This window comes from Ferrimonas balearica (assembly GCF_019802055.1).
GTDB lineage: Bacteria > Pseudomonadota > Gammaproteobacteria > Enterobacterales > Shewanellaceae > Ferrimonas > Ferrimonas balearica_A.
Genome location: NZ_JAHVHW010000004.1, coordinates 609,692 through 633,129, shown reverse-complemented (window position 1 = coordinate 633,129; position 23,438 = coordinate 609,692). Strand labels below are relative to the sequence as shown.

The following is a 23,438-nucleotide window of genomic DNA, read 5'->3' as shown; positions in this document are numbered from 1 at the left end:
TACAAGCAGCATACAGCGGGCACCCTAGCGCCCCGATAACATATCGTTCACTTCTTGTTTTTCATCTCTTCTTCAATAACAAGGTGTTGAATCCACTGTCCGCAAAAAGAAGCGAACTCCCTCAAACGGGCAGTGCGGAATGCGCCTGGCGAGTGATTGTTCATGTATCGAGTGGGAATGCTGCTACTGCTGGCGCCGTTGATCGTTGGGTGTGTTGAGGACAGTGGGACGGAGAGTGCGGGTTCTGGCGATGCGCCAGGCACCAGTGAATCGGTGCTCTCAATTCAATACCAGGCAAAAACCGTAAGCAGTCAGGGAGGCACCCTGACGCCGGACTCGCTTCTTCTGCGACAAGGCGAAAGGGGCCTTTTTTCCGCAACAGCATGGGACGGCTACCAGCTTACTTCGATTTCAGGCTGCGGAGGTCAACTGAGCGAAGCGGGCTTTGTGATTGAGTCCATCAAGAGCGACTGCACCGTACGGGCGACCTTCAGTGAGCGCCGCTACAGGATCCACACCGAGAGCAGTGAGGGTGGGCGCCTCTTCCCGCCCATCCTTATTCTGAAGAGGGGGGAGACCGGCCAACTCCGATTGATCCCCAGTCCCGGGTATCAACTGGAGCAGGTGGTCGGCTGCGGAGGTAACCTGAGCGGACGGATTTATGAGGTGACCGCGGAAGCAGAAGATTGCACCGTCTCCGCAAGCTTCACCGAGTTGTCGGATGCTGACGTCAATCCGAATCCGGAGCCAGAGCCAGAGCCAGAGCCAGAGCCAGAGCCAGAGCCAGAGCCAGAGCCAGAGCCGTTACTTCGCTTCCTGGCCAGCACTCAGAGCTCAACCGGGGGAACGCTGCACCCCCAAAGCCTGGAGATTGAAGCGGGCCAGCAGGGAACCTTCTACCCGATGGCGGACGAGGGGTATCAGCTTGCTGCGATCGAGGGCTGTGGTGGTGCTCAGACGGAGGAGCGCTTTGTCACCGCCCCCATGGTGCAAGACTGCACCATTGTCGCCAGCTATAGCCTGAACCAATACGCCCTCACCACCAGCGTCAGCGAAGGGGGCAGCCTTAGCCCTACGACGCTGACGCTGAACCACGGTGAACAGGGGCAGTTTACCGTGACACCGCAAGCGGGTTATCAGCTGAATGCCATCTCAGGCTGTGAGGGCACCTTGGTGAATGGGATCTACACCACCGGTATTGTCACTGGCAGTTGTTCGATTGACGCCAGCTTCTCTTTGAACCAATACACCCTCACCACCAGCGTCAGCGAAGGGGGCAGCGTTAGCCCGGCGACGCTCATGCTCAACCATGGCGAGCAGGGGCAGTTTTCCGTGACGGCTGACCCCGAATACCAATTGGCGTCCATTTCGGGATGCAATGGCGTGTTGGACAGTGGGGTGTATACCAGCGGTCTGATCAGTCAAAGCTGCGAAATCGAAGTGCTGTTCTCGCCGGTTCAGTACCAGCTCAACACCGATGTGGGAGAGGGGGGCAGTGTCACCCCTGCGCAACAGTTAGTGGATTCCGGGGAACGCCTCACCCTGAATATCCAGCCGGATGTGGGCTATGTGCTGGATGAGATAAGCGGCTGCGGGGGCAATCTAAGCGGGGATACCTACCAGACCGATATTGTGCGGGCCGACTGTACCGTAACGGTGCGTTTTCTGACTCACGCGCAAAATGCGCTAAAACATGGCGATCATCGGCTTGCCAGTGAGCAGGAGCTGATTGACCATCTTCGGGGGGCGATTACCGAACGTGAGCAGAAGCGCCTGGCTCTGGTCAGCGAAGTCTATGAAGGGCTGGATACTCTCTCCTGGCACCCCAGCCACGATTCGGTGGTTTTTGACAGCTATCTGCCCTACAACACCTGGCCGCTGCTGCGAACCAACGTCAATAAGTACGGTAACCCCTCCAATCTGGGGTTGGTGATGATCCATGAAAGAGCTGACCGGCGCTGGGCGGCGATGGCGACCAGCATGTTTGGCGTGGGTCGTAATGATGGAACCGACCTTTTCCTCAAACGCCTGCTGGCATGGCTGACCCAAGGTGAGGATGAACAGGAGGGCTTCCATGTCGTGGCTTCCCATGTCTCCAGGCAAGTGGATGATTACTATTTTCCGCATTACGAGCGGATGGTTGAATGGCTCGCTGAGTTTTATCCCGATGCCCACCAGATTAATGAGGCCAGAGCCTGTGATGGCGCGGCATTGAGTAGCTGCATCAATGAGCAGGAACCGGACCTGATTGTGTTGGGAGGCTACGACGCGGGTGGAGGCGGCTATGAGGCGATAGCCGATGCCCTTGAGGTCGCGGTGGATAGGGGCATTCCTGTACTAACCACCAACTACTATCGCAACCCGGGTGAAATATTGGGGCCAGTCTATCGAGAGATGGGGCTGCGATGGTGGAATAACTACTGGTCCAAGAATAAGGCCCAGAATCTCAATATTGAGCAGTACCTGATGGCTGACGATGAGAAGGTCAAGGTTATCAGTGATCTGGTGACCCGCCTTGAGGCGGGGGAGTTCAGTACCACGGTTCTGGACAGCTGTTCAAAGAACTTCATCAACTGCACTGATGCCCCGTTTACTGAGGCTTTTCGGGCTGGCGCAGATCCGTTCCGGATCAGCTCACAGCAGTTGGATTACTCGGGGACCAATCTGTTTGATATCCCCTCCGTCGATATCGTCGGGTCCGGAGTGCTGCTGGCCGATAAGTATCGATCAGAGATCGATTATCCCATCTCCATGTCCGAAACGGTGGCGGTGCAAAGGGCACTGTTTGCAGACTGGGTGGTGCACTATGCCAGGCCGAACAATCTGGCTCAGCCCGATTTGGGGGTATACGTCATTGACCGCTCCCAGGTTATCAAAGGGGAAAACGCCCATTACGCTTACCCTGAAACCACCAGTTCCAGGCGTCAGATTACAGTGCCCTACCGAAACCAGTGGACCACAACCGGATGGTATGCGCTGCCTGGCCAGACGGTGACGCTGACGCGCCATGATGATAACGACACTGTGGTGAAGGTCAGATTGAACTATCACCGGGCAAACACCAATCGAACCCATCAAACCAATGTCTATCGGGGGCCACTCGAGGTGGCCACGCAGCGACTCACTCTCCCCAAAGGGGGCTCAGTGAGCTTCTCCACTCCTTACGGTGGGCCCATCTATCTGCACCTCGATGGCACCGAAACGGCTCTGAGCACCGATGTTACTGCCAGTGGCATTGTTCACCATCCGGCGGTGATGGACTTTAACGATCAGGGCCAGATTGCCGCATTCCTGCAAACGATGGAGAACACCGAGATCCCCCATGTTGATCTTCGGTCCGATGTGGCGGAGCAGCACATGAGGCGGGACAAGTTCAGTTCCGCAATTGGTTCCCACCACCCCGATCTGGCTGCGCTGCTCGCCAGCATTGGGCGGGATCATATCGACTCGGTTTACTCTCTGGCAGGCTTTAAGATTCCAGGGAGGAGTTTAAGTGAATCTCTGCCGAGTGACGTCAAATCGGCTTGCGAGAACCTGTTTGGTGAAGACTGCGTCGATGACAGCATGCATACGCGCTCTATCATTCAGCACGCCAACTACGATCAGAATGCGAACTGCGCTTCCGGGTGCAGCGGGAACCCCTGGGACGCGTCCTGGAACATCAATCCCACAGGCTGGGGGGATAACCATGAGCTGGGGCATAACCTGCAGACAAACCGCCTGAATGTGCAGTACGCCACGGCTGAAAATCAGGAGCGATGGACGGGCTACGGCAGTCGGGCTGGAGAAAACTCCAATAACGTCTTTCCCTATTACGTTCGTTGGCGGGATCACTATGTCCAACGCCAGAACACGACCCCTATCTCCGACGGCCACGCCAATCAGAAGGAGTTGTTCTATGCCTTTATGTCCGACGTGGGCCAATTGCAGAACAGCTCAGGAGAACGGGTGGTGTATAAAAGCACCTCCTGCAGTCGCTTCGGCACAGGAAGCCGTTATGACGCGGTATGGGCGAGCAATGCCTATGCGGTCAACAACGGCTACCGCATGACGTTTTACCTGCAGATGGTGCTGAGGGCTCACGGCATGACACTGGCGGATGGCACCCAGTTGGACAATGGATTCGGGATCATCACCCTGCTGTATCTGCACAACCGGATATTCGCCCGGTACGCGTCGAATCAGCAGGACTGGGAAGCCAATCGGGACCAACTGGGGTTCAACCTGTTTCCCTACGAGGGTCATGAGGTGTATGGCGGACGGAAGGTTAAAGACATTCCGGGTAATGACTTTATGCTGGTGGCTTTGAGCAAGCTGACGGCGATCGATTGGCGCAGTCACTTCGATCTGCTGGGACTGCGCTACACCAACCTGGCCAGTCAGCAGGTTCAGGCTAATGCCACGTCGGGCGCCTTGCCGATGGGGATGTTTGTGCTGGAAACCGATCTGCCCCCGGCGAACATGAGTGACGGACTGACCTTTCTGCCCCTGTCGCTCAACGACAGCACGACACTTTGGCCGAGAGACAACAGCTCGCCGACACAATGCAGTGCTCCATAGTCACTGCGGATTCGGCTGACCGGGACAACAATAAAAAACCGCCCGATTGGGCGGTTTTTTTGATCAGGCGCGAACGCTTCAGGCCGCGGCGATCTTGGCCAGCACACGGTCAGCTGCGGCGATAGTGGCCGCAATGTCTTCGTCGCTGTGAGCCATGGAGAGGAAGCCTGCTTCAAAGGCGGACGGCGCCAGGTTTACGCCCTCATCCAGCATGCCGTGGAAGAACGCTTTGAAGTGGTCCATGTTGCACTTGGAGACCTGCTCGAAGGTGTTCACTTCCGTTTCGTCGGTAAAGAAGAAGCCGAACATGCCACCCACGTAGTTGATCGCCATCGGTACGCCGTTCTTATCCGCCGCCGCTTTGAAGCCCTTGATCAGGGTTTCGGTCTTCGCGGCCAGTTCGTCGTACAGGCCGGGGCGCTGCAGCAGTTTCAGCTGAGCTTTACCCGCCGCCATGGCAACCGGGTTACCGGACAGGGTACCGGCCTGGTATACCGGGCCGTTGGGGGCCAGGTGAGCCATCACGTCGGCACGACCACCGAAGGCGCCTACCGGCATGCCGCCGCCAATCACCTTACCCAGACACACCAGGTCCGGCTTCACGCCGTAGTGGCCGTGAGCACAGTCCAGAGCAACACGGAAGCCGGTCATCACTTCGTCGATGATCAGCAGAGCGCCGTACTGGTCACACAGGGCACGCAGGCCTTCCAGGAAGCCCGGGACCGGCGGGATGCAGTTCATGTTGCCGGCAACCGGCTCCAGGATTACGGCAGCGATGTCATCCGGGTTGGCTTCAAACAGCGCCTTAACGGAATCCAGCTTGTTGTAGTCGGCAGTCAGGGTGTGCTTGGCGAAGTCAGCGGGTACGCCCGGGCTGGTGGGCTCACCAAAGGTCAGCATGCCGGAGCCGGCTTTTACCAGCAGGCAGTCAGCGTGGCCGTGGTAGCAACCTTCGAACTTGATGAACTTGTCACGGTTGGTGAAACCACGGGCCAGACGCAGTGCGCTCATGGTGGCTTCGGTGCCGGAGTTCACCATACGGACCTGGTCCACTGAGGGCAGGATTTCGCACACCAGTTCCGCCATCTCCACTTCGGAAGCGGTGGGGGCGCCGTAGGAGAGACCTTTCTCTACCGCAGCCAGTACCGCAGAGCGGATCTCAGGATGGTTGTGACCCAGAATCATCGGGCCCCAGGAGCCAACGTAATCGATGTAGCGTTTGCCATCCACATCGTACAGGTAGGCGCCATCGGCGTGGTCAATAAAGACCGGAGTGCCGCCTACGCCTTTAAAGGCACGAACCGGGGAGTTAACGCCACCGGGGATGGTTTTCTGGGCCTGTTCAAACAGGGATTCGCTGCGGTTCATGGTTCTCCTTACTGGATCCTTTCCGGCCAACTCTGAGGTTGGCTCAACAATGGCTGAAATGGTGGGCGGAAACCGGCACTGGCCAGCGGCTCTGCACGGTTTCAGGTTGCCGTCCTGTGGTGGTGAGAGTGTCACTTTTTGGCGCGGATGATCAAGCGGCGTGATCACAGGGTGGTGGAAAAGCCGACATGGCTGGAAAAAATGGGGGGAGAAAGCGGACATCACGCCACCGGATGGCAGCGTGATGTTCGGGGTGTCGCTTAGCGGCGCTCGCTCATGCTCTCGCGGGTAAACGCCTTTTCACAGTAGTGGCACTTGAGTTTGATCGGGTCGTGCTTGCTGCTGAGGGTAAAGCGGCTGGGTACCGGCTCGCTGTGGCTGATGCAGTTGCTGTTGGGGCACTGGAACACGCCGACCACCTGCTCTGGCAGGGAGAGCTGCAGCTTGCGCACCACCTCGTAGTCTTCGATCTGGTTGACCGTGCAGTTCGGGGCCAGCAGCGCCAGCTGGTTGGCCAACTCCTCGTCGATAAACAGGTTCTCAATCTTAATGAGATCCTTATGGCCCAGTGCCGAGGAGGGCAGGTTCAGACCGATGGTGATGCGGTTCTCAGACTTGTGCAGTTGGAACAGGCGCAGCACCTTGATGCCGGAGTGTGCCGGGATGTGGTCGATGACGGAGCCGTTCTTGATGGCTTCTACCTGAAGTTGGGTATCTTTGGTCATGGTCGGCTCCGTTACAGGGACTCGTTAAGCACCAGGGCCAGCAGGGCCTGACGGGCGTAGATGCCGTTTTCCGCTTGCTGGAAGTAGTAGGCGTGGGGGGTGGCGTCCACGTCGGTGGTGATCTCATCCACCCGGGGCAGCGGGTGTAGCACCTTAAGGTTGGGACGGGCGCCCTCGAGGGTGGCGGCGCTGAGTACGTAAGCGGATTTCACGTGGGCGTACTCGGACTCGTCAAAGCGCTCCTTCTGTACCCGGGTCATGTAGAGGATATCCAACTCGGGGATCACCTCATCCATGCTGGTCAGCACGTGGTAGGTGAGGCCCGCGTCATCCAGCTCTTCGCAGATGTAGTCCGGCATCGCCAGCGCTTCCGGGGCGATGAAGTAGAAGGTCACATTGTTGAACTTGGCCAGGGCCTGGGTCAGGGAGTGAACGGTACGGCCATACTTCAGGTCACCCACAAAGGCGACGTTGAGGTCATCCAGCCGTCCCTGGGTTTCGTACAGGGAGAACAGGTCCAGCAGGGTCTGTGAGGGGTGCTGGTTGGCGCCATCGCCGCCGTTGATCACCGGTACGCCGCCGGAGAATTCGGAAGCCAGGCGGGCGGCGCCCTCCTGGGGGTGGCGCATCACAAAAGCGTCCACGTAGGAGCTGATCACCCGAACGGAGTCCGCCAGAGTTTCGCCCTTATTGGCCAAAGAGGTGTTACCGCCACTGTCGAAACCGATGACGCTGCCGCCGAGGCGCTGAATGGCGGTCTCGAAGGAGAGGCGGGTGCGAGTGGAGGGCTCAAAGAAACAGCTGGCCACCACCTTGTTCTGCAGCAGGGTCGGGTTGGGGTTGGCTTTCAATTCACCCGCAGTCTCGACGATACGTTCCAGCTCTTCTCGAGTGAGCTCGGGAATGGAGATGATGTGCTTCTTATACAGCGAACTCGCCATAAGATGTGCTCCCGGTTGGCCTGTAGGGTCTGATTGTTATGTTCATAAAAAAGCCCCCTTAAAAAAGGAGGCTTTCTTGAGAAACAACAAGAATAAAGGGGGAACCGGCCGACGGGCGGCTGACACTCTGAGAACGGCGCTCAGTGAAACGGTTCATTTTTTATCCTGTGCTGTTCGATTTTCCGGGGGATTATACCCCCAATTTCCGGTGGCGCAAGGCGGGGAGGGGGAGCCAGGTCCCAGTTCGAAAAGAGATTAAGTGACGGAATTTAAAAGGCGATTCGATTTTTCAGAGGCGGGTCGAAAGGGCAAAAAAAAAGCCGACAGAAGGAGGTTGCTGTCGGCGAGAGAGCGAGCCCGGTAAGGGGCTTGGTTGCGCTAGATCCGCTCACTGTGCTGAGCACCGTAAGCAGAAGAAGTTATAGCGGGCGTTCTGGCGCTTTGTCTTTGAATTATTTGGAATTGTTTTGAATTACTTATTTATCAAAGGTTTAAGCCTTCATTATCCTTGGCGGCCAGCTCGGGATCCAGGGGGATATGCTTCGCAACCTGTTGAAATAGAAGGGAACTGTCTACCGCCACAGACTGTGCGCCATGGGCGAGCGCCTGCTCCGACATCGCGTCGGAGGGCATGATGGTGTAGAGCAGGTAGGGCGTGTCATCACCGGACTCCCGCAAGGTTTTGACCAGTTTCAGTCCTGCCAGAGGATCCCCCGCCCGTCCCATGTCCGAGATGATCAGGTCGTAGTGATAGAGGTCGAGCAGCATGATCGCTTCGTGGCTCGATGTGGTGGTGTAGACCGCCACCCTTTGACGCTGCAGCGCACGGCGTTCTGACAGATTGTTGTCCGGGTGGTCATCCACCCAGAGTATCCGGGCCACGGGGTGGGCGGGTTCGCCTATACGCAGTTCGGGATCCGGGGCACTCCAGAGTTGCCACCCCAGCAAAGCGATCAGCACCACCTGTCCCAGCAACACGATTCGGATTGGCCAGGAAAGCGAGTGTCCGGAGTCAGCCGGAACGGGCTTCTCCGTGTCCTTCGGCTCGTCTCTCAGGGCGTGGTGATCGTCGGGAAGGAGTCGGCGCTGGGCTTCAACGGCAAAGCGGTAGCCACGACCGTGCAGGGTTTGAATGACGGAGAAGTCGGCACCCGCGTCCTTAAACAGCTTGCGGGCATCGGAGATCAGGCGGGAGATGGACCAGTGGCTGACATGGGTGTCAGGCCACAGTTCATTGAGCAGGGTATCCGGCGTAACCGGTTCGGGTGCCGCCTTAATCAGCAACTCGAGGAGTCGGATAAGGCGGGGATCGCTGCTGAGTAGCGTTTTATCGCAGGTCAGGCGTTGATGGCTCAAATCCAGAGTAAAGCGGTCAAACCGGTATTCCATGATGCCAACTGGGATGTTGCAAAGATGTAACCATTCAATCCCAGCCAGGCTCCGGCGTCAATTCACCCCCATCTACACCTTAGTCGCAGAGCGTCCTCTCACACCTCGCCATCGCGGAAGAAACGATAGAGCATCGGCCAGGTGATCAGGCCGACCGGGGTGTCCGGTTGGTCCATGTAGACGTACACCGCGCCACCACGCTTGGGCTCCAGTAATCGGTACGCTTCGGCCAGGGTACTGCGCTCGGGCAGTCCGGGGATCGATTCCCGCTTGAGGGCGCTGTTGCTCTCATCGGTAAAGTTGGCGTGCAGGGTGATCATCTCCTGCCCCTCTTCGGTGGCGCGCAGCAACCTGTGGTGCTCGGCGCTCTTGAGCAACTCCATCAACTCTTCATCAGCCAGGCCCGGCCGGGCCAGAATGATGTTTCTGTCCATCAGGGCCAGGACACCGGTTTTTTGCAGCGCCTGCTCCAGAGGGGGCACCCGGTACTCCAACCCCATAATGTCCAGCTGTCGCAGGAAGATGGCGCGGGCGCCCAGCCCCTCATGGGCCAGCAGGAAGCCCGGCAGGGTGACCAGCAGGTAGGGCAGAATCAGCGAGGCGTCGTCGGTCAGCTCCACCAGGGCCAGCAAGGAGGCCATCGGTGCATTCAGGCAGACCCCCATCATGGCGGTCATGCCGATGGCGGCGTAGATCCCCTGGTACTCCTGGAGTTGGGGCAGCATGGGGCTCAGGATCAGCGCCACCATGGCACCCAGCAGGGCACCCATACCGTATAGGGGGCCAATCAAACCACCGGGGATGCCAAAACCGATGGCGGCGATGGTGGCGAGGATCTTGGCGGTCAGCAGAATCAGCAGACCCAGAATGGTGGCATCGGCGCTGTGGGCCAGGGTAACCGCACTGTGCTCCCCGCCCATGGCGCCCGGCACGATGGCGGCGATCACGGCCGTTGCCAGACCGGCAATGCCAAACCGGGTTGCCAGGTTCAGGGTGCTGGCCCGTTGGGTGACATGCAGCAGTGCGTGGTTGAACAGGGCAGCCACGATACCCAGCACCAGACCAAACATGATCAGCGTGGGGTACTGGTCCAGGGGCAGACGAACCAGTTCAAGGTGGCTGTAGACATGAATGTCGCCGAATACCGCCCGGTAGATGATGGCGCCGGTGATGGCGGCCAGCATAATGGGCAGAAAGTAGTGGATCTTATAATCCCGCAACACCACTTCCAGAACGAAGATCACACCGGCAAGCGGGGTGTTAAAGATCGCCGCAATTCCCGCCGCTATGCCGCATGAGGAGAGGATTCTCATGGTGTTGTCCGGCAGCGCCCAGCGCTTGGACATCATGGTAGCAGCGGTGGCGCCGATGTGAACGGCCGGCCCCTCTTTACCGACGGAGAAGCCGCAGGCGAGGGCGACCGCCGCATGGACAAACTGGCCTACGCCGCTGGTCAGGGAGATGCGCCCATAGTGGCATTTGACCCGGTGGATCACGTAAGCGATGCCCATCCGGCGATAGGCGGTTTTGGTACGACTGACCAGCAAGTAGATGATCAAGGCTCCCAGAATTGGCAGGCTGGCTCGCATCCAAAGGGGTAGCTCAGTAAAATCATCGGATTGAATGAGTACCAGGTGCTGCAGTCCCGCCACCGTCAATTGAAACAGCACGATCAATCCACTGGCCAGTGCGCCCACAAGCAGACCCAGCAGACAAAGCTGCAGGCTGATTCGGGCATTGGCCAGTTTGAATTTGTAGTCGGCGATCATGGCTTCTGGACGTGGTTGACGGCTGGGACGATGATAGCACTGGTAATGATAACAAGTAGATAGTGATGCAGAAATGGAAGCACCGCTGGCACGCCCTGTGTCAGTTCGAACAGGGGTTTAAGCCCCGAGGTTTGATCCTTGTTGCCCTGGCTTTGGCGGTTGCCCTGGTGGGGTACAGCGTGGGTTACGTTGAACAGTGGTCGCTGCACAAGCAGGTGGATCACTATCAGGATGCCGAAACCGACTGGGAGAAGGAGCGCCTGGCGCTTGAGCGCGAACTGGCCACCCGTGGTCTTGAAGTGCGGATGGAGCAGCAAAGCCAGCTGGAAACCCGGGAGATGATGTCTCATCAGCAGCAGCGGATCGATTCCCTGGAGCGGGAACTGGCCTTCTACCGCAACGTGATGGCCCCGGAGAAAACCGCCGATGGCGTGCAGATCCACGATCTGGTTCTGGACGACACCGCCGACGTAAACCGCTACCGCTATCGACTGCTGCTGACCCAGCAGAAGATCCGCAAACGCTTTGTTAAGGGCACGGTCAAGCTGACCCTGTTTGGCAGCGAAAATGGCCAGCCGGTCAGCCGCGACCTGACTCAACTGGGCGTAGACGCCAACAGCCTCAAGTTCTCGTTCCGCTACTTCCAGCAGTTGGAGAACGAGTTCACCCTGCCGGAGGATTTCCTGCCGGAGCGCCTGGTGGTTGAGGTTCGCCTGCCTAAAGCGTCGGGCCAAAAGGCGTCCAGCACCGAAGCCAGTTTTGCCTTCTCTGATTTGGTGAGCCAGCCCACAATGGCCCAGATCCACAACGCACACTGATCGGCCAATGCTTGAATGCTTTGGTCGGGTATTGGATAATCGCCGGGCTAAATACTGAGAGGTAAAGATGACTGTCGAAGCCGCGCAAGCCATGCCGATCAAATTCTCCGACGCTGCTGCTGCCAAAGTGAAAGCACTGCTGGCGGAGGAAGAGAACCCCGAACTGAAGCTGCGGGTCTATGTGACCGGTGGGGGTTGTTCCGGGTTCCAGTACGGCTTTACCTTTGATGAGAAGGTAAACGAAGGCGATTTCACCATTGAGAAAGAGGGCGTGACCCTGCTGGTGGACTCTATGAGTCTGCAATACCTGGTTGGCGGTGAAGTGGACTACACCGAAGGCCTGGAAGGCAGTCGCTTCTTTGTGAATAACCCCAACGCGACCACCACTTGTGGTTGCGGCGCCTCCTTCTCCATCTAAGGCGCACCGAGAACATCAAAACGCCCCCGGCAATGCGGGGGCGTTTTTTGTTACAGGTTCCAGGATTCGAGATATTCGCCCGCCCGTGTGGCGACCCAGTCGTCACCCTGTTGCAAGGTACGCATCATCTCAATCGCACGCGGTTTGTCCGCCTCGACATGGCGTCCTTCGTAATAGCAGTCTGCCAGGTTTAAGGAACCTAACCGACTGCCTTTCTCATGCGCTTCCTGATAGAGGGAAAAGGCTTTATCGGGGCTTCCCACGCCCCCCAGCGCGTTGTCATACATAAAGCCTAGATTGGCGATGGCATCGACACTGCCGAGATCGATGGCCAATTGGTAAAGCTGGCGGGTAAATATCGGATCCTTGTGTAACCACCGGCCCTGATTGTAGTGGTAGCCCAGCGACATAATTTCATCAGCCAGAATGGCCCGATCTTCTGGCGCTGATGGCGGAGCCAGGTTCAACGTCCGCCGGATAAACTCATCAACCATGGTCAGCTCAAGCCGATGGGGAGTCCAGTCGTCGTGGCCGTGGCCGGAGCGCTTAAATAGGGAACTGTTGTAGGGCTTCTCCAGGCGATCCAGTTGCATAGTCAATCGATGGAAATGCTCAGTATCTACGGTCTTATCTTGTAAGCCGATGTACAACAGCAAAGGTACCTCGATCTTATCCGCCTGCTGAATCAGTGAGCGGGGACGCAGTATCAGATCCTGGTCAGGGGCATCGCCATAGGTCCGTTCAACGGCTTCACGCAGTCGACCATGCACTGCAAAATTGCCACTGTTGTAGATCAGGGAGAGATCGGTCAGACCGAACCCTGAAATGGCACAGTGGTAGAAGCCGGGATTCTGGATAGTGAGTGCTATGGCGGAGTAGCCGCCGTAGCTGGTGCCAAAAGTGCAGCGGTGGGTAAAGTTGTAGCGGGCTTGAACTTGCTCCGCCACCGCCTGAATATCCGCTTCAATCTCTCTGCCCTGCTCTCCCACACCCAGTTCCATAAAGGACTGTCCCCTGCCGCTGGAGCCTCGGTAATTAACACGAAGGGTGCTGTAGCCCCGTGAGACAAAGTACTGCTGGTCAGGGTTGAAGTTGCGGTCGTCCTGAATGCCAATGGGACCGCCATGTGGCATCACCAGAAGTACGCCATTGGAGACCTCGGGTCGCATCAGAAAAGCCTCAATCTCGATACCGTCCGGACGAGTTACAGATAACACCTCGGATTCGAAGAATTGGAACGCCTCATGCTGAGGTTGCTGCTCAAACAGCTTTCTCAGTACTCCGTTTCGGCGCAGATAAACGCTGCCGGAATGTGACTCTGAAAAAGCGACCAGCAAATCTGTGCCCTGCTGACTGTCTGCCAGTGCAACCTGATGTTCTGAAAGTTCGCTCTGGAGTTCGGTGATTAGGGATTGATGGGAGGTGCTGAGATAGCGGATCTGAAACTGACCAAACTGATAGTAAGAGACCGCGACCAGATTGCCATCGGGATCAAGGGTGGCGTCAATAATGTCCAGGCCATCCAACTTGAAGAGGGGTTCAGCCAGCGTTTTTTTATCGAGATCGTACGCGTACACTCCGGTGGTGCCGTTGCCCTCTCTGGTCAGCACCGCGATCCGTTCCGGGTCGATAAAGCCCACCGGTGTCATCCACTGGTCGTTTTCACTGAATTTGTGGCCGAAGCGCCAGGGCTCATCGCTGGAGGCTCGGAACACCAGGCTCAGCCGGTCGCCGCGCATTATCAAGCCCAACCGCACCTCCCCGTTATGGTCGGCTGTCAGCAGTATGGCGTTGTTGAGTTGCCCTGATACCAGGTGTTTGTCTTTCAGTTGAGGTTCTAGCGGTTCGTTAATATTCACGCGGTAAGCGGCGACGCCTTTGCTGCCCGATCGTTTTGCCATGACCAGAATGTGGTTCTCATCGTCTGGCAGCGCACTGATGATATGAGGCGAATCATCCAGATCCTGGCCACTCCATGGCTGCTCAGTGTTTTGCGCCTGGTAGTGGTAGAGAGTGAGGCGCTGTTTGCCTCTATTTTGGTGCTGGATTAGCAGCGTGGTGGGGTCAACCCAATGTACGCCATCAATGGTGGTGGGCTTGTCGGATAGCCGTTCGGTAATACTCAGCAGGGGATACTGCTCCTGGCTATCCACATGTTGAATCTGCCAGGTGATCTCGTTTCCCTGACGCTCAAAGTAGGTGACCCACTCTCCATCCGGGCTCAGTGCAGCTCGGCCATGATGGGAGTTCAGATGGGTTTTTTGCAAAGGAAAGTAGGCGGCCTGCAGTGGCAAGGCGGCCATTATCAAGGTAACAGTCGCGAGCAATAACGATTTCATCTGATCACCTCGAACAGGTCGTCACGACCCGCGCCGGAGTACGTCAGCGGGTAGAGTGTCAACAATTCAGGGAGTTGCTTCTCGCTGAAATCGAGCGCAAAGGAAGCGCGATTGGTGAAGTGGATCTGCTCCAGATAACCCTGCCTGGACACCTGGGTGTAGAAGTCGCCGATGTAGTTGATTCGATTGGCTTCGACCCGGAAAGACCATAGGCCTGGATTCTCCTCTTCGCTCAGTTCGGCCCAGCTTTTGGTGGAGCCGACGTAGCGAATCACTTCGGAGATACGGTATTCGCCAGCGGGCATGCTGAACAGGAAGTAATGGCCCTGATACATATAGGGCGAGGAGTAGCGATGGAAGGTCTGAAGTGCGTACCAGTCCAATAAGAAATCACCTTGGTCACCGGCGATCTTAATCTTACTGAGTGCCCAGTGATTGGCTAGCCTCATTAAGACCAACCCCTCCTGCGGCTGAAGGGCGATGTTAGGGTGCTGCTCCTGATTGTAAGTGGTGAGTTTGGTGGCGCACCCCTGCACAACCAACAACGCCACTATTAGCATTATCCGTTTCACGACTGACTCCCAATCCTTGGATTCCGAAACAGACTAACGCGGTTAATGGTTTGTTAATAGTGGCGTGAATTTGGATGGAGTGAATGTAGGTCAGAACCGAAAACGCCCCCGCAATGCGGGGGCGTTTTTTGTTGTCAGTTATTGACCCGGTCTGCCCAGAGAGAAATCGAGCCGCACCAGGGATTTGGCCGGAACCGCCTGGCCATCCTCAAACCTGGGGGCGTATCGCCATTGCTGGAGGGCCTGAATGCTCTCCCTCTCAAAGTCTTTACCCCCCTCGGATTCGATAATCTTGGGATCGGTGACAAACCCCTGCTCATCAACAGTGAACTCCAGCACGGCGAAGCCTTCACGGCCTTTGCGTGCGGCTTGCAGCGGATAGCTGGGCTCCTTGCGATAAAGCGGCACCTGTTCCTGACTCTCTTGCCAGGGGCGCATCTGGCCAACAGCAACACAGTGCTCAGTGGCTTTTTCCCGATCACCCTGGCGTTCGTACAACACCACCAGACGGGTTCGTGAGGCCAGGCTGAGGGGGTGGTCAAAGTCCAACACTTCATACTGCTCGACAACCCCTTCAAGAGCGTCAATTGCCTTATTTCGCTTGCCCAGGGCGGCATACATCATGCCCAGCCTGAATTCGGCTTCGATCCGGCTGGAGTGATTTTCCGGCAGCTGTTTCTGATACACCTCTATCGCATCCAGCAGATGGGATTTGGCGGCTTTGACGGTCTCCGGGTTTTGCTTGAGCCGGTCGAACGCCAGTATCTGGATACTGGCCTGACGCAGTGGCGTGCCTTCACTGATTGCGATGGCACGCTGATAGTAGGCGTTGGCCTGGCGAGCTTCCTTACTCAACGCCCCCAGGCCGAGCAGTGGCTCGATCAGTTGCTCGCTCTCTTTACCCTCAATCCGCTCGTAGTGAGAGAGGGCGTCCTGATAGCGCTCAAAGGCTTGTTCCCGCACCTGCTTTCGGTGAGCCAGGTAGGCTTCGCTGTCCATGCCTTCGGGGCGCTGTTTTGCCAGCGCTTCCAATGCCCCCGCCCAGTTCATGGCCAGTGCGGCGATTTGTGGAGTGCTTTCATCAAGGAGCTTAACCGCGAGCTGGTAAGCCTCGCGGGCATGGGCCTCGGTCTGTACCGGATCGTTGGCTTCCAACGCCTTCAGGTAGTGCTGGTAGGCGTCCAACACCTGTTGTTCGCTGGCATAGCCAACTGGGGCGAGGCTGAGGGTGGCGCACAGTGCGACAATGACGCTCAATCGCGCCGGAAGGGGCCTTACATCCATATAGGTTTCCTTAAGTCTGACGTCCTGTCAGCGTTCATCCTATTGAGTTGTTTGGTGGATGTATAGCTGCGGCATTGCCTGATCGTCCGGGGCGGGAAAGCGTGAAGAGGACTCAGTTTCTCGCACGGCTGTGCGGATGTTTGCCAAATGTAACAAACTTGTGTTCCTTTGGGCTGATTCGCCCATTATCCTGCTTCCATTGCGAAATGTGCTGGAGCCCTGTTCATGTCTTTTATTCGCCACCCCTATGTTTTGGCCTCGCTGATCGCCCTGGCGTTGGCCGCCTGGATCCTGTCCGGCGTGGGTAACGCCCCGGAGCAGACCAAGCGAGCCACCCTTGGCGATGCCGATAAAGCCACTGAGGTCACTGCCCGCAGAGTGCAGGCGGAAACGGTAATGCGGGAGGTGAACCTTTATGGCCGCACCCAGCCGGACCGAATGGCCACCTTGCGCGCCGAGGTTAAGGGGCGGGTTCTTGAGGTGCTGGTGGAGCGGGGGGCCCGGGTGACATCAGGCCAGCCGCTGCTGCAACTGCATCAGCGTGACCTGCCGCAACAGCTGGCCCGTGCCCGGGCGGAGCTTAAACAGCGCCAGATCGACTTTGATGCCAGCAACAAACTGGCCCAACAGGGGCTTCAGGGACGGCTGCGACAGGCAGAGGTGGAGACCGAGCTGGTCAAAGCCCGGGCGGAGGTGAAGCGCCTGGAACTGGATCTGGCCCACACCACGGTACGGGCGCCGTTTGATGGGGTGCTCAATGATCGTTTCGTGGAGGAGGGGGATTACCTGGCGATCGGTGACAAGATCGGCACTGTAGCGGACCTGGACCCCTTGGTGGTGAATGCGGAGATCACCGAAATGGATGTGGTTGGTGTTGCCGTCGGGCAGACGGCTCAGGCCAGCTTTATCGGTGACGCTCCCGTGGCGGGCACCGTCCGTTATATCGCTTCCGTTTCGACCGAAGGCACCAACACCTTCCGCATTGAGGTGGCTCTGCCCAACCCGGATGGGCGGCTTCGGGCGGGCAAGAGCACCGAGCTTCAGCTGCCTCTGGAGGCGAGCAAGGCGATCTACATTACTCCGGCGCTGCTGGCGCTGGATGAGCTGGGTAACCTGGGGGTGAAAACCGTTGAGGCAGACATCGTCCGCTTCCTGCCCATCGAAGTGGTGAAGGCGGATGGGGACGGGATCTGGACCGGTGGCGTGCCGGATGAAGTCACCCTGATCACCATTGGCCAGGGCTTTGTCCGCGATGGCGATCCGGTGCTGGTCACCTACGAGGAGGCCGCGCAATGACCGGAGTGATCGCCGCCGCGCTGGCGCGCAGCCGCAGCGTACTGATGGTGTTTGTACTGCTGTTGATCGCCGGGACCCTGACCTACCGAAGCATCCCCAAAGAGTCGGAGCCGGACATCACCATCCCGGTGATCTACGTCTCCATCGTGCACGATGGGATCTCCCCGGAGGATGCGGAGCGGATGCTGATCCGACCGATGGAGCAGGAGCTGCGCAGCATTGAGGGGATCGACGAGCTGCGGGCCACCGCAGCCGAAGGTCACGCCAGTCTGGTGATGGAGTTCGATGCGGGCTTTGATCCCAAGGTGGCGCTGGCGGATGTGCGGGACAAAGTGACTCTGGCCAAGGCCAAGCTGCCTGCGGATACCGAGGAGCCAACGGTGCATGAGGTGACGCTGGCGGAGGAGAACCCGGTGATCACCGTGACCCTCTCCGGGCCGATCCCAGAGCGCACCCTGGTGCAACTGGCCCGCACCCTGCGGGACAAGCTGGAGTCCCTGCCTGAAGTGCTGGAGGTGGAGATCGGTGGAGACCGGGAGGACCTGCTGGAGATCCTGATAGACCCGCTGCTGCTGGAGAGTTACCAACTGGAGGTGGGTGACATTACCTCTTTGGTTTCCCGCTCCAACCGTTTGGTTCCGGCAGGCACTATGGACACCGGAGAGGGCCGATTCGCCATTAAGGTGCCCTCGGTGTTTGAGTCTCTCAAGGACATTCTGGAACTGCCGGTGAAAGTGCAGGGGGACCAGGTGGTCACCGTCGGCGACATCGCTACGGTGCGACGAAGCTTTAAGGATCCCAACTCCTTCGCTCGCCTGAATGGCCAGCCAGCGCTGTCGCTGGAAGTGAAAAAGCGGCCGGGGGAGAACATCATCTCCACCGTCGCCAAGGTGAAGGCGATGATGGCCGCGGCACAGAGCCAGTGGCCGCAAGCGTTGGAGGTGACCTTTACCGGTGATCAGTCGGAAGACGTCGAAAACATGCTGACCGACCTGCAGAACAACGTGCTCTCGGCGATTCTGTTGGTGGTGATTGTGGTGATTGCGGCCCTCGGCGCCCGCAGTGCGGCACTGGTGGGTTTGGCGATCCCCGGCTCCTTCCTGACCGGGATTCTGATCCTCGCCACCATGGGGCTGACGGTGAACATCGTGGTGCTGTTTGCCCTGATCATGGCGGTGGGGATGCTGGTGGATGGCGCCATCGTGGTTACTGAGTACGCCGACCGCCGGATGAGCGAAGGGGCGCCACGCAAGCGCGCTTATGCAGAGGCCGCGCAGCGGATGTCCTGGCCCATCATCGCCTCGACGGCCACCACCCTGGCTGCCTTTGCTCCGCTGCTGTTCTGGCCCGGGATCATGGGGGAGTTTATGAAGTTCTTCCCCCTGACCCTGATCGCCACCCTGACCGCATCGCTGCTGATGGCGCTGATCTTTGTGCCGACCCTGGGGGGCGTATTCGGCAAGCCGCTGCCCCTGAGTGATACGCAGCGCCGAGCCATTCATCAGGCGGAAGCGGGGGACATCACCACGCTGCCTGGTTTGTCCGGTCGCTATGTTCGCGCCCTGGACAAAGCGATTGAACACCCCTGGAAAGTGCTGGGAGCAGTGATAATGGGCTTGGTGCTGATTGTGGTGGCCTATGGCCGCTTTAACCATGGCACTGAGTTTTTCCCCAAGGTGGAGCCGTCGGGGCTCAACCTGTTTGTTCGGGGGTACGGCGACCTCTCCATCCATGAAAAAGACCAGTTAATGAAGCGGGTCGAGAGCCGTCTGTCGGACATGCCGGAGCTGGAAACCCTCTACGCCCGTACCGACAGTGGCGACCGTATCGGCTACATCCGACTCAATCTGGTGGAGTGGGACCAGCGGGAAACGGCTGACGAGCTGTTGCCTCTTATCCGACAGCGACTGGAGGGGCTGGCTGGACTGGAGATTGAGGTGCGTAAAGATCAGAACGGGCCCTCCTCCGGTAAGGCGCTGCAGTTGGAGTTGGCTTCCCGATTGCCGGACGCCCTGAATGACGCCGTCTTTAAGGTGCGGCGGATGCTGGAGAGTGACAGCCGCTTCCTCAATATCGAGGACACCGGCTCCAAGCCGGGGATCGAGTGGCAGCTGCTGGTGGATCGCGCCAAGGCGGCCCGTTTTGCAGCGGACGCCACCTCAGTGGGGAACACGGTGCAGTTTGTGACTTCGGGGCTGAAAGTCGGGGAGTATCGGCCGGACGATGCTGACGAAGAGCTGGACATCCGTGCCCGCTTTCCGGCGGATAAGCGCCATATCCTGCGGCTGGATCAGCTGCGCCTGAACACCCCTTATGGCCAGGTGCCGGTCTCCAACTTTGTTGAACGGACTGCGGCCCCCAAGGTGGACAGCATCCGCCGCATTGATGGTCGGCGGGTGATGACGGTGAAGGCGGATCTGGCACCCGGTATCCAACTGGGCGAGGTGATGCCGGAGCTGCAGGCGCTGCTGCCGGAGCTGAATCTGCACCCCTCGGTGGAGTTGGGCTTTACCGGTGAAAATGAGGAGCAGGCAGAGTCTCAGCAGTTTCTGGTGAATGCCTTCGGGGTGGCCCTGTTCATTATGGCGGTGATCCTGGTGACCCAATTCAACAGCTTCTATCAGGCGTTCCTGATTCTCACGGCGGTGTTGCTCTCGACGGCCGGTGTGCTGCTGGGACTGATGATTGCCGGCAAACCATTCAACATCGTGATGTGTGGGCTTGGGATCATCGCTCTGGCGGGGATCGTGGTGAACAACAACATTGTGTTGATCGACACCTACAACGTGCTGAAAGCCCAGGGCATCAGTGCACGGGAAGCGATTTTGCGTACCGGTGCCCAGCGTCTGCGGCCAGTGATGCTGACCACCATCACCACCATTCTCGGCCTGATGCCGATGGTGCTGGAGACCAATATCGACCTGATCCACCGGGTGGTGCAGGTTGGGGGGCCCTCAACCCAGTGGTGGAGCCAGTTGGCCACGACGGTGGCGGGCGGGTTGGCGTTTGCCACCCTGCTGACTCTGGTGTTGACGCCGGTGTTGCTGGCCCTGAGGGCGCACCGCCTCGAGCAGCGCGAGCCGCCGGAACCCGAGCCGATTCCAGAGGGGGCGTAGCCCTTGGTCAAATCCCCCACCCATAGGTCAAAATGCCGAGTGGGTGGGGAAGTCCTGTTTTTAACCATTTGAAAAGTAACGATTGTTAATCTTGGTATGGCTTGTGCACTCAGTGTGCCACTTAGGGAATTCGCCCAGATCAATAACAAGGACGCGATGATGAACTGCCGCTACGCTCTGCTTACTCTCCCCCTGTTTCTGTCCGGCTGTGTGGTCCACCTGGGGCCCGGTAGCTGCACCGGCGCCGATTACGTTACGGAAGAAACCCTGGAACTGACCGCCTCTGACCTCTCCCGTTTAAAAGTGATGGCTGAGGCGGGGGACATTCGCATTGAGGGTGAACCGGGCCGCGACACCATCCGGGTGGACGCGAAGATCTACCAAAGCGAGCCGGGCGCCAATGAGCACGATTTCCGACTGCTGAGCGATGGCAATACCGCCCACCTGTATGCGACGCAAAGCTACTCTGCGGGCTGCTGGAGTAACACTCCCCGCATCGACATGGTGGTGAAGGTGCCCGCTGAGATGGCTCTCGATCTGGAGGATGGCAGCGGTGAGTTGGTGATTCTGGGCATGGCCGGGACACTGAACGTCGTCGATGGCAGTGGCGACCTGACCATTGATGGCGGCCAGGAACTGGTGCTGAACGACGGCTCCGGCGACGCGCGCATCAGCAACATTCAGGGCAATGTCGAGGTCGATGACGGTTCCGGCGAGCTGTGGTTGAGTGCCATCGGCGGCGATCTGACCCTCGACGACGGCTCCGGTGACCTGTCGGTGCAACAGGTGGCCGGGAGGGTCACCATCGAAGACGGTTCCGGTGACCTGAGTGTTGAACAGGTTGAGGGGATGGTGACGGTGGATGACGGCTCCGGGGATATCCAGGTGCGTCAGACCGGTGGTTTCAACCTGATTGATGGGGGCTCCGGAGGCTTGAGCCTGGAACAGGTCAATGGCAGCGTCACCTTGAAGTGAGTTTATCCCCTACAAAGAAAGCGGCCCTTCCGGGCCGCTTTTTCGTTTGCAGGGACTTAGGTTACTGCAGGGATCACGGGTGCATCTTGCCGCCGTGGTTTTGCATCAGCTTACCGGCATAGTCGTCCGCTTCAGCGTGGCACTGGCCACAAGCAAACTTCTGCTGCAGGTAGGGATACATAAAGGTGTCCTTGGCTTCCGCATCAACCAGTTGGCCCTTCTCGTTGTAAAGGTCGATGGCGAAGGTGTGGATACGGATATCACCACGCTTCTCTTTGGTTTCTCGGCCATCACCAGTGACGTAGCCAGAGGTACCGTTCTTCACCACTTCCGGCATATGGCAGGTGATGCAGTCGAAGTTGGCGTGCAGGGTGGAGTTGAACCCCTTGGCGTAGTCGCCGCTGTGGCAGTCAGTACAGGCGGTGACCGCACCCTGGTGAATCGCTTCGTCCTGGTTCAGGGTGGACTTGTGCGGGTCGTGGCAGACGGCACAGGCGTTCTCGGCTCCGTAGTAGAGCGGGAACTTGATGTAGTGCTTACCTGTGATCTCACCGGTTTCCGGGTCGATCGCCATCAGCTCATCGTGAGTCTGGTGGTGGCGGGGCAGGCCGCTGCGAACCATCACGCGGGCACCGTACTCAGGGCCATCCGGGAACGCTTTGTTAAAGCTGCTCACGAAGTCGTTGCCATGTTTACGGTCACCATCACGGGTGTGACACTCGGCGCAGTGCACCGGCTGGCCGTAACCCATGCCTTCGCTCTGCAGGTCGGCGGTCAGACGCGGCGTGGCATTACGGGTAATGTTGTCAGCGCTCGGAGCCTTGGTGTGGGCCAGACCGGCACCGTGGCAGCTTTCACACTGAACGCCTGCGGCCACAAACGTACCGGAGATACCTGGCAGGTCATCCTGGTGCTGCGGGTTCAGGGTTTCATCGAAGGGTTTCCAGCCGGTGGTGTGGCAGTGGCCGCAATCCCAGGGCTTGTTCACGGAGCCAGCGTTGTAGTTGACCATGATCTGGTCATCCAGTCCCAACGCTTCCGCATGGAGGTTGTGCTGAGCCTGGGCGCCGGTGACCAGGTAGCCATCCTTATCCATCCAACGCAGTTTCCAGCCGTAACCACCAGAGGTGTAGGACACATCCGCATAGGTTTGCGGCGCGCCCAGAGTGTTGTCGGTGGGGTTGCCGTCGTTGTCGATCTGCTCCAGTGCGCCGCTCACGTCGGTGTAGGGGAACTCGGGCATCTGATCGTCGGCGATCTTCATGATCTTGAAGTTGTGACCGTGCAGCTGGTGGCTGCTCATATCACCCAGAGAGGGATTGCTGTGGCAGCCCAGACAGCTCTGGCTACCGGCGTAGATCGCCTCTGCAACACTAACCGTGATGGTGCCGCTGGCTTCATCGGTGCCGTCGCTGACGGTGTAGGTGATGGCCGCGTCACCGACAAACCCTTTGGGCTCAAACAGGATGCGGTCAGCGTCGATGGCGACGGTGCCGTTCTCGGTAGTGGCGCTCACCAGGGTCAGAATGTCGTCCTGGTCCTCATCCGTGACGTGCAGCATCGGGTTGATGGTCAGAACCAGGTTGCTGTCGGTCATGCGGGTGGCGTCATTGGCGACCGGTGGCGTGTTCTCCGGCGGCGGCTCCGGCGGATCGATGGGATCTTTGTCGTTATCACTGCTGCAACCAACGATGGCTACGGAGCTCATAAGCAGAGCCAGTGCGGTTTTATTGAAGGCTTTCATCATCATCTCCTGCGACGCTTTAAGCGTCTTTTATTTGCAGGTTCAGTATCCGAAGCCGGGAGTGGGGCGGCCAGATAAGGGGATTTCCCCTACCGGACCAGGCTGTGAAGTTGCCTTATCAAAA

General features: G+C 58.4%; 15 protein-coding genes. 6 read left to right on the top strand and 9 right to left on the bottom strand.

The window, feature by feature from the left end; genetic code table 11:
• Nucleotides 1-177 precede the first annotated feature (177 nt).
• On the top strand, nucleotides 178-4,560 hold the full coding sequence (locus KUV52_RS03750) for an ImpA family metalloprotease (protein WP_222524579.1): 4,383 nt from the start codon (nucleotides 178-180) through the stop codon (nucleotides 4,558-4,560).
• A gap of 78 nt (nucleotides 4,561-4,638) precedes the next feature.
• On the opposite strand, the gene hemL is transcribed toward KUV52_RS03750, so the two are convergent.
• The 5 genes from hemL to KUV52_RS03725 form a co-directional block, all read right to left on the bottom strand.
• On the bottom strand, nucleotides 4,639-5,928 hold the full coding sequence (gene hemL / locus KUV52_RS03745; protein WP_222524578.1) for a glutamate-1-semialdehyde 2,1-aminomutase: 1,290 nt from the start codon (nucleotides 5,926-5,928) through the stop codon (nucleotides 4,639-4,641).
• Nucleotides 5,929-6,188: 260 nt separating this feature from the next.
• A complete protein-coding gene (pyrI, locus tag KUV52_RS03740; protein ID WP_222524577.1) occupies nucleotides 6,189-6,653 on the bottom strand; it encodes an aspartate carbamoyltransferase regulatory subunit in 465 nt (154 codons plus the stop codon).
• Nucleotides 6,654-6,664: 11 nt separating this feature from the next.
• Nucleotides 6,665-7,594: an aspartate carbamoyltransferase gene (gene pyrB / locus KUV52_RS03735; protein WP_222524576.1), complete on the bottom strand. Its 930-nt coding sequence runs from the start codon at nucleotides 7,592-7,594 to the stop codon at nucleotides 6,665-6,667.
• A gap of 483 nt (nucleotides 7,595-8,077) precedes the next feature.
• Entirely contained in the window at nucleotides 8,078-8,983 is a 906-nt protein-coding gene (locus KUV52_RS03730; RefSeq protein WP_222524575.1) for a winged helix-turn-helix domain-containing protein, read from the bottom strand.
• 98 nt (nucleotides 8,984-9,081) lie between these two features.
• On the bottom strand, nucleotides 9,082-10,752 hold the full coding sequence (locus KUV52_RS03725) for a chloride channel protein (protein WP_222524574.1): 1,671 nt from the start codon (nucleotides 10,750-10,752) through the stop codon (nucleotides 9,082-9,084).
• A gap of 65 nt (nucleotides 10,753-10,817) precedes the next feature.
• Here KUV52_RS03725 and KUV52_RS03720 point away from each other — a divergent pair, with 65 nt between their 5' ends.
• Together KUV52_RS03720 and erpA are read left to right on the top strand one after the other, a co-directional pair.
• Nucleotides 10,818-11,570: a DUF6776 family protein gene (locus KUV52_RS03720; RefSeq protein ID WP_222524573.1), complete on the top strand. Its 753-nt coding sequence runs from the start codon at nucleotides 10,818-10,820 to the stop codon at nucleotides 11,568-11,570.
• 67 nt (nucleotides 11,571-11,637) lie between these two features.
• Nucleotides 11,638-11,988, top strand: a complete 351-nt coding sequence (erpA, locus tag KUV52_RS03715) for an iron-sulfur cluster insertion protein ErpA (RefSeq protein ID WP_222524572.1) — start codon at nucleotides 11,638-11,640, stop codon at nucleotides 11,986-11,988.
• Between the two features lie 50 nt (nucleotides 11,989-12,038).
• Here erpA and KUV52_RS03710 read toward each other — a convergent pair whose 3' ends face one another.
• The 3 genes from KUV52_RS03710 to KUV52_RS03700 form a co-directional block, all read right to left on the bottom strand.
• On the bottom strand, nucleotides 12,039-14,327 hold the full coding sequence (locus tag KUV52_RS03710) for a prolyl oligopeptidase family serine peptidase (RefSeq protein WP_222524571.1): 2,289 nt from the start codon (nucleotides 14,325-14,327) through the stop codon (nucleotides 12,039-12,041).
• A complete protein-coding gene (locus KUV52_RS03705) occupies nucleotides 14,324-14,899 on the bottom strand; it encodes a hypothetical protein (protein WP_222524570.1) in 576 nt (191 codons plus the stop codon). The genes KUV52_RS03710 and KUV52_RS03705 overlap by 4 nt, the downstream gene beginning before the upstream one ends.
• 138 nt (nucleotides 14,900-15,037) lie before the next feature.
• Complete coding sequence (locus KUV52_RS03700; RefSeq protein WP_222524569.1) at nucleotides 15,038-16,183, bottom strand: energy transducer TonB; 1,146 nt, start codon at nucleotides 16,181-16,183, stop codon at nucleotides 15,038-15,040.
• A 225-nt stretch (nucleotides 16,184-16,408) separates the two neighbouring features.
• Here KUV52_RS03700 and KUV52_RS03695 point away from each other — a divergent pair, with 225 nt between their 5' ends.
• From KUV52_RS03695 to KUV52_RS03685, 3 genes are all read left to right on the top strand, one after another.
• Complete coding sequence (locus tag KUV52_RS03695; protein ID WP_222524568.1) at nucleotides 16,409-17,479, top strand: efflux RND transporter periplasmic adaptor subunit; 1,071 nt, start codon at nucleotides 16,409-16,411, stop codon at nucleotides 17,477-17,479.
• The gene (locus tag KUV52_RS03690; protein ID WP_222524567.1) at nucleotides 17,476-20,595 is read left to right on the top strand and encodes an efflux RND transporter permease subunit; all 3,120 of its coding nucleotides are present in this window, start codon (nucleotides 17,476-17,478) and stop codon (nucleotides 20,593-20,595) included. Before KUV52_RS03695 ends, KUV52_RS03690 begins: the two co-directional genes overlap by 4 nt.
• Nucleotides 20,596-20,754: 159 nt before the next feature.
• The gene (locus tag KUV52_RS03685) at nucleotides 20,755-21,570 is read left to right on the top strand and encodes a DUF4097 family beta strand repeat-containing protein (RefSeq protein WP_222524566.1); all 816 of its coding nucleotides are present in this window, start codon (nucleotides 20,755-20,757) and stop codon (nucleotides 21,568-21,570) included.
• A 73-nt stretch (nucleotides 21,571-21,643) separates the two neighbouring features.
• On the opposite strand, the gene KUV52_RS03680 is transcribed toward KUV52_RS03685, so the two are convergent.
• Nucleotides 21,644-23,314: an Ig-like domain-containing protein gene (locus tag KUV52_RS03680; RefSeq protein WP_222524565.1), complete on the bottom strand. Its 1,671-nt coding sequence runs from the start codon at nucleotides 23,312-23,314 to the stop codon at nucleotides 21,644-21,646.
• Between the last annotated feature and the right edge of the window lie 124 nt (nucleotides 23,315-23,438).